This window comes from Bradyrhizobium sp. SZCCHNR1051 (assembly GCF_032489615.1).
In the GTDB taxonomy this organism is placed as follows: Bacteria; Pseudomonadota; Alphaproteobacteria; order Rhizobiales; family Xanthobacteraceae; genus Bradyrhizobium.
Map to the genome: position 1 here is coordinate 40,953 of NZ_JAUEYJ010000033.1, position 14,092 is coordinate 55,044.

A 14,092-nucleotide genomic window follows, 5' to 3' on the forward strand; every position below is an offset into this window, starting at 1 on the left:
AACGTGAAGACCATCGCGCAGGGAATGCCGGGTTGATCCGGCGGCACCTGTGGTACCTGCCGCCTGCATTTTTTTCGCAGGCGGGCCATGGGTGAGGCCGTCACCCGGCATTCCCTGCGCCCTTCGACTTGATGAGGGCGACCGTTTCAGCAGAGCTCGGGCATCACGCGCCGCGAGGCCGCGAGGTCATGTCATCAGCTATCAAAATGCGCCCGGTCTCTCCTCATTGTCGTCCCGGCGAACGCCGGGACCCATACGCCGCGGCGAGCGTGTTGGGCAAGATGGTCAACGAGCGTGCCCCGAACCCCTCCCTGGGGTTATGGGTCCCGGCGTTCGCCGGGACGACAGCGGAGAGTGTTGATGCAGTTCGCCATCAGCCGTCTACTGGCGATGACCTCTCAGACCTACTTGCCGAACTCTTCCCGCATCTTCGCCTGGATCTTGGCCATGCCGCCGAGCCAGCGATCGTAGTTCTCGGTCTTCTTGCGCATGTAGCCGAGCACCTGGGGATGCGGCAGGATCAGGAAGCTCTCCTCGGCAAGCCCCTTCAGCACGTCCTGCGCGACCTGCTCCGCCGAGAGGTCGCCGTCGCCGGATTGCGGCCCCTTCGGGATCGCGCGCAGCATGTCGGTGTCGACTCCCTGCGGGCAGAGGATGGAGATCTTGATGTTATCCGCCTTGTGCGAGATTGCGAGATTTTCGGCGAAGCCAACCGCGGCATGCTTGGTGGTGGAATACGGCGCGCTGCCGACCTGCGACAACAGGCCCGCCGCCGAGATCGTGTTGAGGAAGTAACCGCCGCCGCGGGCCTTGTAGCGCGGGATCAAATGCCGCGCCGCGTAGACATGGGCCATCACGTGAATCGCCCAGCTGCGAGCCCATGGCTCGTCGGACGTGCCGCCGACATTCGCCGACAGCGGATCGAAGCCGCCACCGATGCCGGCGTTGGAGCAGAACAACGCAATCGGCCCGAACTGCCGCTCAGTCTCATCGATGACATGACTGATGTCGGATTCGCGGGAGACGTCGCATTTGAACGCGGCCCCGCCGATCCCATCCGCGACCGCCTTGGCGCTGGCCTCATCGAGATCGGCCACGACCACCTTCGCTGCGCCGGCGCGGGCGAACGCCTCGCACAGCGCCTTGCCGATGCCGCGGGCTCCGCCGGTGACCACCACGATTTTGCCGGTCACCTGCATGCAAAGCCCTCCCTGCGGAATATTCTACGCCAGGATCAAGTCCAAGACCGCCGTGTAATGGAAGCCGGCGCCCAGCAGCACGAAACCATGCCAGATCGCGTTCTGGAAGCGCAAGCGCCGCCACGAGTGGAAGATGACGCCGAGGCTGTAGAGGATGCCGCCGGTGAGCACGCAGGCCAGGACCGAGGCCGGCATCACCGAGATCACCCGGTCGTACATCATCACGCCGCTCCAGCCGAGCGCGAGATACAGGCCGATCGAGAGCGCATCGAAGCGCCCGGGCCAACGCAGCTTCAGCACGATGCCGAAGATGGCGACGCCCCAGACCCCGAGCAGCAGCGCGGCCGAGAACACCGTATCCTTCAGGGCGGCGATGAACGGCGTATAGGTGGCTGCGATCAGCACATAGATGGCGGAGTGGTCGAAGCGGCGCAGCACCCATTTGGTCGGCGACACCGGCCACAGATTATAGGTTGCCGACAGCGTCAGCATCGAGAGCAGTCCCGCGACGTAGATCGACACCACCACGATGTCGACGGCGCTGGCATAGATCGAGGTCAGCACGACGAGCACGGTTGCGGCGACCAGGCCGGCGGCGATGCCGACGACGTGGACGACGCCGTCCGCGATCATCTCGACCTTGTCGTAGTTCCAACGCATCGCGCCGGTGGCGGCATGGACGGAGGTCGAGGCGAACTGCTTCAGTTGAAATACGGTCATGTCAGAACCTGGTGCCGGTTTTCCGGGACAATTGTGCCGGAAGGATTATGGTTTCCAGTGGTCAACGTTCCGTTCAAAGTCTGGTTCTATCCGGAAACGGGCCGGAATTGTGAGCTTGAATCCGGCGTTTTGCATCGCCACCTGTCAAAAATCGCTCACGCCCTTTTCAACTGCGAATTCCCCTCCTCCCATGGTGACCTTTTCCGAACTCGTCGAGGAAGCGCGGCTCTCGGCCCGTGCCCTGCTCGATTATGGCGAGAGCTTCCTCAACCCGACCATCCGCCTCGGCGTCACCGGGCTGTCACGGGCCGGCAAGACCGTGTTCATCACCGCGCTGATCCACGACCTCGTTCGCGGCGGGCGCATGCCGGTGTTCGAGGCCTTGGCATCGGGCCGCATCGCCCGCGCCCATCTGACGCCGCAACCCGACGACGGCGTGCCGCGCTTTGCCTATGAGAGTCATTTGCGGGCGCTGGTCGCCGAGCGGCGCTGGCCGAGCTCGACCGTCGACATCAGCGAGCTCAGGCTGGTGATCGAATTCCAGCGCGCCAACGGCGCCGAGCGGACGCTCACGCTCGACATCGTCGACTATCCCGGCGAATGGCTGCTCGACCTGCCGCTGCTGAACAAGAGCTATGAGCAGTGGGCGCAAGAAAGCCTCGCGCTGTCGCGCAGCGAGCCGCGCGCGCATGTCGCCAAGGACTGGCACGCGCATCTGGCGACGCTCGCCCCCGAAGGCCTGGAGGACGAGCCGGCGACCCTGGAGGCGGCGCGGCTGTTCACCGAATATCTGCGCGCCTGCCGCGACGAGCGCTTCGCCATGAGCCTGCTGCCGCCCGGCCGCTTCCTGATGCCGGGCAATCTCGCGGGCTCGCCGGCGCTCACCTTCGCGCCCCTCGACGTGCCGGCCGAGGGCCAGGCGCCGAGCGGCTCGCTGTGGGCGATGATGGCGCGGCGCTACGAATCCTACAAGGACATCGTTGTCAGGCCGTTCTTCCGCGACCACTTCGCCCGGCTCGACCGCCAGATCGTGCTGGTCGACGCGCTGGCGGCGTTCAATGCCGGCCCCGAGGCGCTGCATGATCTCGAGGCCGCGCTGACCGGCATTCTCGATTGCTTCCGCGTCGGGCGCGGAAACATGCTGACGGCGCTGTTCCGGCCGCGCATCGATCGCATCCTGTTCGCGGCCACCAAGGCCGACCATCTGCATCACACCAGCCACGACCGGCTCGAAGCGGTGCTGCGGCGTGCCGTCAACCGTGCCGTCGCGCGCGCCGAGAGCACAGGCGCTGCGATCGACGTCGTGGCGCTGGCCGCGGTCAGGGCGACGCGCGAGGCGCTGGTCGCCCGCGGCCGCGACAAGCTCCCCTCGCTGCTCGGCACCCCCGCCGCCGGCGAGAGCGCCAATGGCGAGATCTTCGACGGCAACACCGAGGTTGCCACTTTTCCGGGCGAGCTGCCGGCCGACGCCGAGGAGCTGTTCAAGGGCGGCGCCTATCGCGGCCTGTCGAGCGCCGCCGCCGACGGGACCGATTTCCGCTTTCTTCGCTTCCGCCCGCCTTTGCTGACCCCAGATGCTGGCGCCGAGCCCGCTTTGCCCCATATCCGCATGGACCGCGCCCTTCAGTTCCTGATCGGAGACCGGCTGCAATGAGCGAACGCGCCAAGCCACGTCGTCCCCAGACCTTCCGGCTCGACGATCCCGACGTCGTCGTGGTCGATGCCGAGGAGGCCACCCGGCCGGGCCGCGGCACCATCCAGATCACGCCGGAGGCCGATCCGGCGCAACTGCCGGTGCAGGTCGAGACCATACTGCCGGCGCGGCGCGGCTTTGGCTGGGGCGCGCTTTTTTGGGGCTCGGTCGCCGGCCTCGTCCTGCTCGGCCTCGGCCTCGGCGTCGTCAGACTGATCGAGGATCTGTTCGCCCGCAGCGAAGCCCTCGGCTATGTCGGCGCGGGGTTCGCGGCCGCAGCCGCGATTGCATTGGCGGCCGTCACTGCCCGCGAAACCTACGGGCTGGTGCGGCTCGCCACCATCGAGAAGCTGCATCAGCGCGCGGCCGCGGTGCTGCTGTCCGACGATCGCGCCGAGAGCCGCGAAGTCGTCGTCGAGCTGCTGCGGATCGCACATGCCAATCCCCGGCTGGCGCGGCCACGTGCCGCGCTCGCCGGCCACGCCGACGACATCATCGACGGCGGTGACATGATCAAGCTCGCCGAGCGCGAGCTGATGGCGCCGCTCGACATCGAGGCACGGCGGCTGGTGTCGGTCGCGGCGCAACGGGTCTCTGTGGTCACGGCGGTCAGTCCGCGCGCGCTGATCGACGTGCTGTTCGTATTCGTGGCAAGCTTGCGGATGATCCGGCAACTCGCGCGGCTCTATGGCGGCCGTCCCGGCGCGCTCGGCATGATCAGCCTGCTGCGCCACGTCGTCGCGCATCTCGCCATCACCGGCGGCATGGCCGCGAGCGACAGCCTGATCCAGCAGGTGCTGGGGCATGGCATCGCGGCAAAACTGTCGCAGCGGCTCGGCGAAGGCGTGCTCAACGGCCTTCTCACCGCGCGGCTCGGCCTCGCCGCCATCGACGTGACGCGGCCGATGCCGTTCGCCGCGCTGCCGCGGCCGGCGCTGGCCGATCTCGCCAAGGATCTCCTGCGCAAGCAGGAGGACCAGGCATGAAGCTCAGGCCCGCGGCGTATGATCGGGGTCACCGGCGAGCCAGCGCCATGGGTACAATGGCGAGTCCGGTGGCGGCGCCAACTCCGGCGTCCAGCCCGTCAGCTTGCCGAACGCGTAAGTGTCCATGACGTGGCCGCGCCAGCTCCGCTCGACATGTCCGAGCGGCTCGCGGTGCGCGGTCGTGTCCGCCAGCAGCGGGCCGGCATTGTCCGGCTCGCGCACGACATAGAGGCCGGCATGTCCTGCGATCAGGTCCATGCCGGGATCACGGAAGCCGATGAAGCGGGCACGCTCGTTGATCTGGACCACCGGCACGTGGCCTCTGAAGAACCACCGCATCATTGCATAGGTGCGGTAGTCGGAGGTTGCGATCCAGGTGGCGCCGGTCTTTGCCAGTTCCTGCTCAACGCGCGCCGCAACCTGCTGATAGCCCGCCTCGGCGCCGATCGGATCGGCTCGTCCGAGGAAATTCCAGGGCGCTGCGACGTAGTAGAGGAAGATCAGGACCACCATGGCAATGCCGCTGACGACGGCGATGCGCGCCCAGCGCACGGTCGATCGGACGAACCAGGCGGATGCGCCATCCTGCGTCAGCTTGACGATGTTGATCGCGACCGCCGCAAACCCGATCGGCCACATGAACATCGGCCAGGTGTCACCGATCCGCAAAGTGAGCGACTTCCAGAGGAAGTAGAGGAACGGCACCAGCACCGCCGTCGACAGCAGAATCGCGACCGGCTCACACGTGCGATAGCCGCGCCAGGCTGTGACCGTCAGCGCCGACAATGTGACCGGCAGCAGGACGAAGCCGACCTGTCCGAACTGCAGTCCGATGTAATCGCCCAGCGTCCGCAACGAAAACTCATGCGGCGTCGTGGCGCGAACGAACTGGAAGCGGAACGAGGCCCAGTCGTGCTGAACGTTCCAGATCAGCACCGGCGAGAACACGGCAAGCGCGATCAGCGCCCCACACCAGGGATAGGGGCTGGCAAGCCAACGGCTGCGCCAAGCCGGAACGAGCAGGAACGCCGCCACGCCCGGCAGCAGCATGACCACCGTGAATTTGGACAACAGCGCCAGTCCACCGAACAGTCCGGCGGCGAGCCACCAGCGGCCATCGTCGCTCTCGGCGAGGCGAACCAGCGCCCAGATCATCGCGAGCGCAAACGGGATCGCAGCGACATCCGGCGCCACCTTGGCCATCAGCAGGCCATAGTAGAGCGCCGCCTCGGGCAGCAGCACCGCGAGGATCACGGCCCGCATATCGTGAGTGGTACGGCGAACGATGTCGGCGAGCAGGAGCTGCGTCACCCCCATCGCGAGGATGCCGGCAAAGCGAACGCCGAGATTGGTATCGCCGAACAGGGCGGTGCCCAGCCGGATGAACCAGGCGATCATGGGCGGATGATCGAGGAAGCAGAGCTGCAGCTCCTTCGACCAGGTCCAGTAATAGGCCTCGTCGGTGCGCAGATCGAGCGTCCCGGCATAGACGATGCGGATGATCGTCATGCTCGCGATCACGGCCGCAGCCATCAGCCACGCAGCGCGCATGGACCGAGACTCTGGGCTGTCGATGCCTGGGGAAATGGCCGTCACACGGTGCTTTTCCCCGACTCCGCCGGGCGAGTCAACGTTCCCGCGCACAGCTCGCGCCGCCGGATGACCGCCGTCACCAGCCCTCTAGGACAACAGGGAATAAATCTCTAGCATTGCCGCTCCAGATCATACGGACCACATGACCATTTCGATTTACCATCGTTTGCAGTCCGCCTGTCGCGGCATCGGTGTGCGGCAGGTGCGGCTGATCTGCGGCTTCATACTCTTCAGCTACCTGCTCAGTCATTTTCTCAACCATGCGCTCGGCAACATCTCGCTGCAGGCGCTCGCCGAGGGCGTGTCCTATCATGTGGCGTTCTGGCAGTTTCTTCCGATCGCCGTGCTGTTCTATGCGGCCGCTCTTACCCATGGCGGGCTCGGCGTGTGGGCGCTTTATCAGCGCCGGCAATTCAGCCGCAACACCATGGAGCCGCTGCAACTGCTGCTCGGCCTCAGCATCCCCGCGTTGATCTTCAGCCACATCGCCGGCGTCCGCATCGGACAGACCCTGTACGGACAGGAGAAGCTGTACCCGCAGGTTCTGTACTCGTATTGGACCGGCCTGTCCTGGCGGATCTGGTTGATGTCGGCAGCCCTGCTGACGTCATGGGCGCATGGCTGCATCGGGCTGCACTTCTGGCTGCGGCTCAAGCCGTTCTACAAGCGCGCGGCGCCGTGGCTGCTCGCCTGCGCCGTGCTGCTCCCGGCGCTGGCGCTGCTCGGCTTCTACCGTGGAGGCCGAGACGTCATCGCTGCCAGCGCAACACCGCAGTGGCGTGCCGAAAATCTTTCATTGAAGCAGACCGGCACGCCATCTGAACAGGCGGTGCTGGAGACCATCATGAACGGCTTTCTGGTCGGCTATGGCGGCCTGATCGGCTTGGCGCTCGCCGCGCGCGGCGTGCGAGCGGTCCATGAGCGACGTGGCGGCATGGTCACGCTGTCCTACAACAATGGCCGCTCCATCCGGGTGCCAAAGGGTTTGTCCGTGCTCGAGGCCAGTCTGCGCAATAACGTACCGCATGCCAGCATGTGTGGCGGCCGCGCGCGCTGCTCGACCTGCCGCATCAGGGTGATCGGAGATCCCGGCGCGCTGCCGCCCCCCTCGCCTCGCGAGGCCTTCGTGCTCGCGCAGATCGGCGCGGCGGACCCGTCGGTCAGGCTGGCCTGCCAATTGCGCCCCACCGACGATCTCTCATTCTTTCAACTGTTCATGCCGAACGCGACACCCGGCGAGCGCGGCAGTTCGCGTGCCGGAATCGGGCAGGAGCGCTACCTCGTCAGCCTGTTCGTCGACATGCGCGGATCGACCGGCCTCGCTGAGAAACGGCTGCCGTTCGACGTGGTGTTCATCGTCAACCGCTTCCTCAGCGCCGTCTCCCAGGCCGTGCTGGCGAATGGCGGGCAGCCCAATCAGTTCGTCGGCGACGGTATGCTCGCGCTGTTCGGACTAGCCGCCGATTCACATGTCGCCTGCGGCCAGGCGATCCAGGCAGCGCGTGGCATCGCGGCCAACATCGCCGAGCTGAACGCGTTCCTCAGCCATGATCTGCATGAGCCGATCCGCTTCGGCATCGGCATTCACGGCGGCGAGGTGATCGTCGGCGAGATCGGCTATCGCGACCACATGGTGTTCACCGCGCTGGGCGACGCCGTCAACGTCGCATCACGACTGCAGGACATGACGAAGACCCTCGGCTGCCAGGTGATCATCTCGGACGAGGTCTACGCGCGGGCGCGACTCGCCTCCGACGTGCTGCCGCAGCGCGAGGTCGAGATTCGCGGCCGCGCCGAGCCGATGCGCGTCAGGACGGCCATGGATGCCGCCGAACTTGCGGTGCTCTCGGACGAGGGGGCCGCTGCATGACGCGTTGCGTTGAACCTGTTTGCAGGCTGCGCTGTCATACCGAGAACGGTTGCAGCGGGTCCGCGGTGACTGGCGGAACGGTGGCGCTGCGGTCAAAAGCCGCAAAGCCGCCACGATATCGATCATTTCGGGCCAAAACCGCCCGCTGTTTGCGCTATCACGCCTGTCGCAACCGCAGTAGTCTTGAATTCCGGGCCTGACGGTTTGCGGGGACCGCCGGCTCGTACTCGGATTGGTCCCGCGGAGGCGACGTATGGCTAAAGGTACGGTCAAGTGGTTCAACCCGACCAAGGGCTATGGCTTCATCCAGCCCGCGGCCGGGGGCAAGGACATTTTCGTTCACATCTCCGCAGTGCAGAAGGCCGGGCTGACGACCCTCAACGAGGGCCAGACGATCGAGTACGACGAGATCGCCAACCGCGGCAGGAGTTCGGCCGAGAACCTGAAAGTGTAGTGGACCAATTGGCGCGCCATTCCGCCTCGCGGCTTTTCGGCGCGATCGTTTCCCTCACCAAGCCAGCATGATTGTCGACACGTCGAAATAGACAGGAGCGGTGCCCGCTCCTGATCACATCTTTACGTTTGTTTGTAGTTTCGGCTCCCTCCCCGCCATTGCCTCGCTCGCCCGACCTGGGTCAAATGCGCCTCGAACCGCGCCGTCAGCAGAATTCCAGCGCGCGGAAACAAGCGACGGGAGCGACGCATCATGGACGACAAGGGCATTTTCCATGGCCTGAAGGTGCTGGACTGCGCGAGCTTCATCGCAGCCCCTGCAGCCGCCACCGTTCTTTCCGATTTCGGCGCTGACGTCATCAAGATCGAGCCGCCCGGCGCCGGCGATCCCTACCGCAACCTGCCGAACCTGCCGGGCTATCCGCGCAGCGAGCATAACTACGCGTGGTATCTCGAAGCCCGCAACAAGCGGAGCCTCGCGCTCGATCTTTCGAAATCCGAAGCTCAAGCCGTGCTGCAGCGGCTGGTGAGTGAAGCCGATGTCTTCATCACCAACTTCCCGCCGTCGGTCCGCGCCAAGCTCGGCCTCACCCACGAAAAGCTGGCGCCGCTCAATCCGCGGCTGATCTATGCGTCGTTCACCGGGTATGGCGAGAAGGGCGAGGAAGCCGACAAGCCCGGCTTCGACAGCAATGCCTATTGGGCGCGCTCCGGACTGATGGACCTGGTCCGCGCCGACGAGAGCACGACACCCGCCCGCTCCGTCGCCGGGATGGGCGACCACCCCTGCGCGATGGCGTTCTATGGCGCGATCGTCACGGCGCTTTACCAGCGCGAGAAGACCGGCAAGGGCTGCCATGTCGCCTCCAACCTGATGGCGAACGGGGTCTGGGCGGCCTCCGTGCTTGCTCAGGCCAAGCTTTGCGGCGCGACCTTCGTCGAGCGGCGGCCACGCGAACGCGCGCTGAACGCGGTCGCCAATCATTACAAGTGCCAGGACGGCCGCTGGATCATGCTGTCGCTCCTCAATGAGGAGAAGCAGTGGCCGATCCTCGCCCGCTGCCTCGGCCGGGAGGAGCTGATCGATGATCCGCGCTTCGTCACCAAGGCCGATCGCCACGCCCGCTCGGTCGAGCTGATCCACGAGTTCGACGCGGTGTTCGCGACCAGGCCGCTGGCCGAATGGCGCCGGATCCTCGACGGCAGCGGGCTCGTGTTCGGGGTGGTCGGCATTCTCGACGACATTCCAAACGACAGGCAGATGATCGAGAACGAGGTGCTGGTGCCGTTCGAGAACGACACCATGCTGACGGTCAACAGCCCGATCTTCATCGACGGCCAGCGCAAGGTCACCCCGCGCAAGCCGCCCGGCATAGGCCAACACAGCGACGAGATCCTGCGCAGCGCCGGCTTCGACGACGAGACCATCCGCGACCTGCGCGCGCGCGGCGCGGTGGCCTGAGCTAGCGGGTCGCGATGAAGCACATGCCGAACCGCGTCGCCGGGCCGGTCTGACAGGACAGGTTCGCGGCGCAGGTCCAGGTCGAGAAGCTCTTGTCATTGTCCGCGGCCGCGGCGTGGCTCGCGTAGCAATGCCCGCCCCAGCCGTCGTTGTAGACCGTGCCGACGAGCTCATCGCTGCCGCGCAATTGCGGGCGGCTGGCGAAGCCGCGCGAGAAATCCGGAGTCCGCCCCTCGGCAAAGGCGTTGAGGATGTCGCGCCGGCGGACCTGGTCGCCGAAGAAGTGCGGCGAGCCCGGCACCACGACGGTGTTGGACGGCTTCTCCGCCATCCAGTCGACGCCGGGAAAGTGAAAGCCGCCGATGCCGCGGGTCTGATGGCAGCCGCCGCAGCTCGAATCGTTGAGGCGGCGCTCGAAGCCCGCGACCGACCGGATGTTATGCAGCACGATGCCCTGCGCGGCCGCCTTCTCCAGCGCACCGACCACGTCGGCCTCGGTGAACACCGCGCCCTGCCCGGCCGCGCTCCCCTGCACCAGCCCGTAGGCCGGCAGCAGATCGGAATTGACGAATCCGACCGGGGTCGGCGCCACCGCAACCTTGGCCAGGAACTGCTGGGGGATCACCGCGGTGCCGCGGTCGAGCTCGCCGAGATGGACCGGGTCGAGCAGCCAGGCCTTGAACTCGCGCGCCAGCGCGGCATCCGCCAGCAGCCGGTCGCGATCGACCTGATCCTCCAGCACCGCCTCCTCGAACGTCCCGCTCGCGGCCTGATAGTCGAACACCTTCATCATGTAGTCGGTGCGGAAATCGCGGATCGCCGATTTCGGCGCATGCGCGATCTGCAGGTTGGTCTCGATGCGGTGGATGTTCTCGGGCCTGATCAGCGCCAGCGGGCCGTCCGGCGCCGTCAGCTTCGCGGCAAGCTCCGGGCCGGTCAGTTGCAGATCGGACGTCGCCAGCCAGCGCTTGGCGATCTCGGCACAGCTCGGCGAATTGCTCTTGGCCTCCGCATCGCTGCGCGCCTTGAGCACGATGTTGAGCGTCATCGGCAGCCGCGGCGAGGCGACCTCGCCATCTTTGGCCTCGGGCGGCGTGGTCCGCGTCAGGCGGTACAGCAGCCGCACCTCGCCGCAATGGTCGGGATCGACGAAGGCGCGATCCATGCGATTGACGACGCCGGCCAGCACGAAGCGGGCATCGGACGAATCGAGCATGGTGCGGTCGAACAGCTGGAACGCGTAGGACGTGCCGACGCCAATGCTCTCGTTCGGCAGCGTGGTCTTGTGCTTGTCGACATAGCGGTCGAACTCCGCGTCGAGCGCCTTGCGCACGGGAATCATCGACGGCAGCGCAAACAATGCCGCGTCGGTCAGCGGCGCATCGCTCGCGCGCGCAAGCATCTTCCCAAGGCCGAACGCGCCGTTGTCGAGCTCACGCAGCGCGAACGGCTCGAGGATGGCGGCGCCGCGCTCGATCGGCGCGCTCTCGTCCGCATGAGCGAGCTGGCCGCAGCACAGCATGACAAGGCCGAATACCGACAGTCGCAAGACGCGCCTCCTCGCTTCCACGAACATGCAATTGAGGGCCTGCTAGTCCTCGAAGATAGCCGAAAGGCGGGCGGCTTCGGACAATTGTGCGACGAGGCGCCTCACGTCGCGGTGAGGCGCCTCGTCCAGATTCGTCTCCAAAAACAGATGGTCCGTCAGCGTGCGACGACAAGCCCCTTGGTGGTGACGACCACCCAGCGGCCGTCCTGCTTGCGGATCGCGTCGACCTTGCCGAGGCCCGGCACGGGATCGCCGGCATAGACCTCGTAGAGGCCACCGCGGCCCTCGATCAGCGCGCCGCCACGACCGACGTCGCGCAGCACCCAGCCCTCGACGACCTTGGGCTTGGTGGCCTCCGTGCGGTTCGGCTCGGGGCGAGCGGTCTCCGCCCGCGCCGGCTCGGCCCGGCTCGCCTCTGCCCTTGCTGCTTCGGTCCTGGCTGCCTCGGTGGTCCTGGCCGCGTCGGCCCGGCTCGCCACGCCCGCGGGCGGCGCCGCCGCATTGATCGCGCCCACCGCCTGCGGCACGGACGCGGCGCTGTCTCGCGCGGGGGCCTGCGCGGTCGCGGACGCCTGCGCGGCGCGCAGCCGGTCCACGGCCTCGCTCAGACGCTGCAGCTCGCTCGGCTTGGCCGACGATTTCGTCGACAGGTCACCCAGGATCTTCTCGAGCCGGTCGAGACGCTCGGCGGATTTGTTGAGCTCGACGAGGCTGGTCTGATTGGTCTGGTCGAGGCTCGCCTTCAGCGCGGCGACATCATTGTCGATCCGCGCCACGGTCGCGCCAAGCGTGGCGTCTGCAGCCTCGCCTGCCGCCGCATCGGCCACGTCACCGCCGCCGGAGCGCGTGACGAACTTGGCCGTGACCAGACCACCGGCAACGCCGCCGACAATCATCGACAGCAGCAGGATTGCGGCCATGGCCGGAAGGCCGAGCCTGCCGTTCACGCCATGCGGCCGCGGGGCCTGGCCCGGCTGCGGAGGCGGCAGCGCCGCTCCGGCAGCGGTCGCGCTGGCCGCCGTTGCGGCAGCGGCCGCCGGCTTGGACGCCGCATTGAACTTGAAGGGCTCGGTCTTGAACTTCGCTTTGGCCCAGGCCGCGGCCTTGTCGACCGCGGCAAAAGCACCCGCCTTGGTCGCCGGTCCGGCATCCGCCTGGACTGGCGTGACCGGGCGCGTCGCGGACACCTCGGGTTTGGCCGCGGATGCCTGCTTGGCAACGGGCTCCGACTTGGCCTCCGACTTGGCGACAGTCTCGGGCCTGGCAACAGTCTCCGGCTTGGCAGCCGGCTCTGGCCGGACGACAGCTTCCGTCTTGGTGGCAGCCACGGACTTGATCGGCGCGTCCGGCTTGATGGCCGTCTCCGGCTTCGGCGCAGCCGCCGCCATCGGGCCGACTTTCGGCGCATTGGCCGCGAGCATCGACAGCTTCGGTGTCTCGACCTTGAGGAGCTCACCGGCCGCAGTCGTCTTGATCGGCTCCGACTTGACCGGCTCCGTCCTGATCAGATCCAGGATCGTCGATGGAGATTTCGCAGCACTCGAGCTCGCTGCGGCTTCGACTTTGCCCGTCGCCGCAAGGTTGCCCCCCGCCGCCTGGGCCTTGGTCAGCTCGGGCTTGACCTTGTCGGATTTGCCCTTGTCGGACTTGACCAGGTCGAGCCGCGCGGGCTCTGGTTTGGCTCGCTCCGGCTTCGCCGCTTGGATCTTGGCGGGCTCGATCTTTTCCTGCTCGGCCGTGAGGGCTTCGACCTTGACCTGCTCGGGCTTGACCGGCTTGACGCTGATCGTCCCGATCTCGGTGTCGGCCGTCATCTCGGTCTTGATCTCAGACTTGTTGGCCTCGGCCTGCGGCTCGGGCGCGGTCACCGCTTCCACGATCGCCGCCTTGGGGTCGATGCCCGGACGGTCAGCCGCAGGCGCTTCGTGATCCGGCGCGATCATGGGCGGGGCGACGGTCGCGATCGCAGGCACGGCCAGGTCGACTGCATCGGGGAACGCGGATGTCTTCGGCATCAGGTCGACACTCGCACTGGCCATGCCAGTCGTATCGGCCACGCCAAGGCTGGCCCGTTCGGGCTTTTGGTCGCTCACGTTCAGAGTCTCCGCATGACGTTGAGCACTTGGTAACCTTAGTTAGCGTTCGATTGATTGCCAAAATCTTACTTTTGGAAGGCTTACCTGAGTTTTAGGGATTCATACCGGGCGGATTTGCGCCGACAAAGTGGAGCAGATGTGGCGGGCGGTGCCCGAATATTCAGCTCTGGGCGGCATCGCCCGGTGGCAGCAGGCTCGATCGGCCCGCGGCGCAGCGCGGTCGACGCGGAGACGAACGGAGCCGCTCTCGCGGCACGATTGCGCCCCAGCTTTGACGATCATTCCCTCCTCATTAGTCGGAGGGCGCAGGGAAGGCCGGGTGCCGACTGGCACCCGTGGCACCCGTGCGGAAAGATTGCATGGGCAGGAACCACAGGTTCAGCCGGATGAGCCCGGCGGGCTCAAGCGGTGGTCGCAACACCCAGTGTTTTCATTCGTGACAGCAGCTCGTCAAGCGCCTCTGCTGGAGTT

General features: G+C 66.6%; 10 protein-coding genes. 5 read left to right on the top strand and 5 right to left on the bottom strand.

Annotated features, from left to right (window positions below; all coding sequences use genetic code 11):
• Window positions 1-404: 404 nt before the first annotated feature.
• On the bottom strand, window positions 405-1,199 hold the full coding sequence (locus QW868_RS31065) for an SDR family oxidoreductase (RefSeq protein ID WP_316232351.1): 795 nt from the start codon (window positions 1,197-1,199) through the stop codon (window positions 405-407).
• Window positions 1,200-1,223: 24 nt separating this feature from the next.
• Window positions 1,224-1,919 (bottom strand): PAQR family membrane homeostasis protein TrhA, encoded by a 696-nt coding sequence (gene trhA / locus QW868_RS31070; RefSeq protein WP_316232352.1) that lies wholly within the window; start codon window positions 1,917-1,919, stop codon window positions 1,224-1,226.
• Between the two features lie 190 nt (window positions 1,920-2,109).
• On the opposite strand from trhA, the gene QW868_RS31075 reads away from it, so the two are divergent.
• Window positions 2,110-3,573: a YcjX family protein gene (locus QW868_RS31075; RefSeq protein ID WP_316232353.1), complete on the top strand. Its 1,464-nt coding sequence runs from the start codon at window positions 2,110-2,112 to the stop codon at window positions 3,571-3,573.
• On the top strand, window positions 3,570-4,598 hold the full coding sequence (locus QW868_RS31080) for a TIGR01620 family protein (RefSeq protein ID WP_315759483.1): 1,029 nt from the start codon (window positions 3,570-3,572) through the stop codon (window positions 4,596-4,598). The genes QW868_RS31075 and QW868_RS31080 overlap by 4 nt, the downstream gene beginning before the upstream one ends.
• A gap of 3 nt (window positions 4,599-4,601) precedes the next feature.
• Here QW868_RS31080 and QW868_RS31085 read toward each other — a convergent pair whose 3' ends face one another.
• The gene (locus QW868_RS31085; protein WP_316232354.1) at window positions 4,602-6,149 is read right to left on the bottom strand and encodes a glycosyltransferase family 39 protein; all 1,548 of its coding nucleotides are present in this window, start codon (window positions 6,147-6,149) and stop codon (window positions 4,602-4,604) included.
• A 184-nt stretch (window positions 6,150-6,333) separates the two neighbouring features.
• Here QW868_RS31085 and QW868_RS31090 point away from each other — a divergent pair, with 184 nt between their 5' ends.
• The 3 genes from QW868_RS31090 (at window position 6,334) to QW868_RS31100 (ending at window position 9,976) form a co-directional block, all read left to right on the top strand.
• A complete protein-coding gene (locus QW868_RS31090) occupies window positions 6,334-8,061 on the top strand; it encodes an adenylate/guanylate cyclase domain-containing protein (RefSeq protein WP_316232355.1) in 1,728 nt (575 codons plus the stop codon).
• A gap of 253 nt (window positions 8,062-8,314) precedes the next feature.
• Window positions 8,315-8,515 (top strand): cold-shock protein, encoded by a 201-nt coding sequence (locus QW868_RS31095; RefSeq protein WP_315734280.1) that lies wholly within the window; start codon window positions 8,315-8,317, stop codon window positions 8,513-8,515.
• A 252-nt stretch (window positions 8,516-8,767) separates the two neighbouring features.
• Window positions 8,768-9,976 carry a CoA transferase gene (locus tag QW868_RS31100; protein WP_315775373.1) on the top strand — a complete coding sequence of 403 codons (1,209 nt, stop codon included), beginning with the start codon at window positions 8,768-8,770 and terminating at the stop codon, window positions 9,974-9,976.
• 1 nt (window position 9,977) lies between these two features.
• Here QW868_RS31100 and QW868_RS31105 read toward each other — a convergent pair whose 3' ends face one another.
• Window positions 9,978-11,552, bottom strand: coding sequence for a hypothetical protein (locus tag QW868_RS31105; protein ID WP_410051340.1), 1,575 nt, complete (start codon window positions 11,550-11,552; stop codon window positions 9,978-9,980).
• Between the two features lie 128 nt (window positions 11,553-11,680).
• Window positions 11,681-13,618 (bottom strand): hypothetical protein, encoded by a 1,938-nt coding sequence (locus QW868_RS31110; protein WP_316232356.1) that lies wholly within the window; start codon window positions 13,616-13,618, stop codon window positions 11,681-11,683.
• Between the last annotated feature and the right edge of the window lie 474 nt (window positions 13,619-14,092).

What these genes read in the sequence shown, in the direction of transcription:
- QW868_RS31075 (WP_316232353.1), top strand. Translation starts at nt 2,110, where the DNA reads ATGGTGACCTTTTCCGAACTCGTCGAGGAAGCGCGGCTCTCGGCCCGT.
- QW868_RS31100 (WP_315775373.1), top strand. Translation starts at nt 8,768, where the DNA reads ATGGACGACAAGGGCATTTTCCATGGCCTGAAGGTGCTGGACTGCGCG.
- QW868_RS31080 (WP_315759483.1), top strand. Translation starts at nt 3,570, where the DNA reads ATGAGCGAACGCGCCAAGCCACGTCGTCCCCAGACCTTCCGGCTCGAC.
- QW868_RS31095 (WP_315734280.1), top strand. Translation starts at nt 8,315, where the DNA reads ATGGCTAAAGGTACGGTCAAGTGGTTCAACCCGACCAAGGGCTATGGC.
- QW868_RS31090 (WP_316232355.1), top strand. Translation starts at nt 6,334, where the DNA reads ATGACCATTTCGATTTACCATCGTTTGCAGTCCGCCTGTCGCGGCATC.
- QW868_RS31065 (WP_316232351.1), bottom strand. Translation starts at nt 1,199, where the DNA reads ATGCAGGTGACCGGCAAAATCGTGGTGGTCACCGGCGGAGCCCGCGGC.
- trhA (WP_316232352.1), bottom strand. Translation starts at nt 1,919, where the DNA reads ATGACCGTATTTCAACTGAAGCAGTTCGCCTCGACCTCCGTCCATGCC.
- QW868_RS31105 (WP_410051340.1), bottom strand. Translation starts at nt 11,552, where the DNA reads ATGTTCGTGGAAGCGAGGAGGCGCGTCTTGCGACTGTCGGTATTCGGC.
- QW868_RS31085 (WP_316232354.1), bottom strand. Translation starts at nt 6,149, where the DNA reads ATGCGCGCTGCGTGGCTGATGGCTGCGGCCGTGATCGCGAGCATGACG.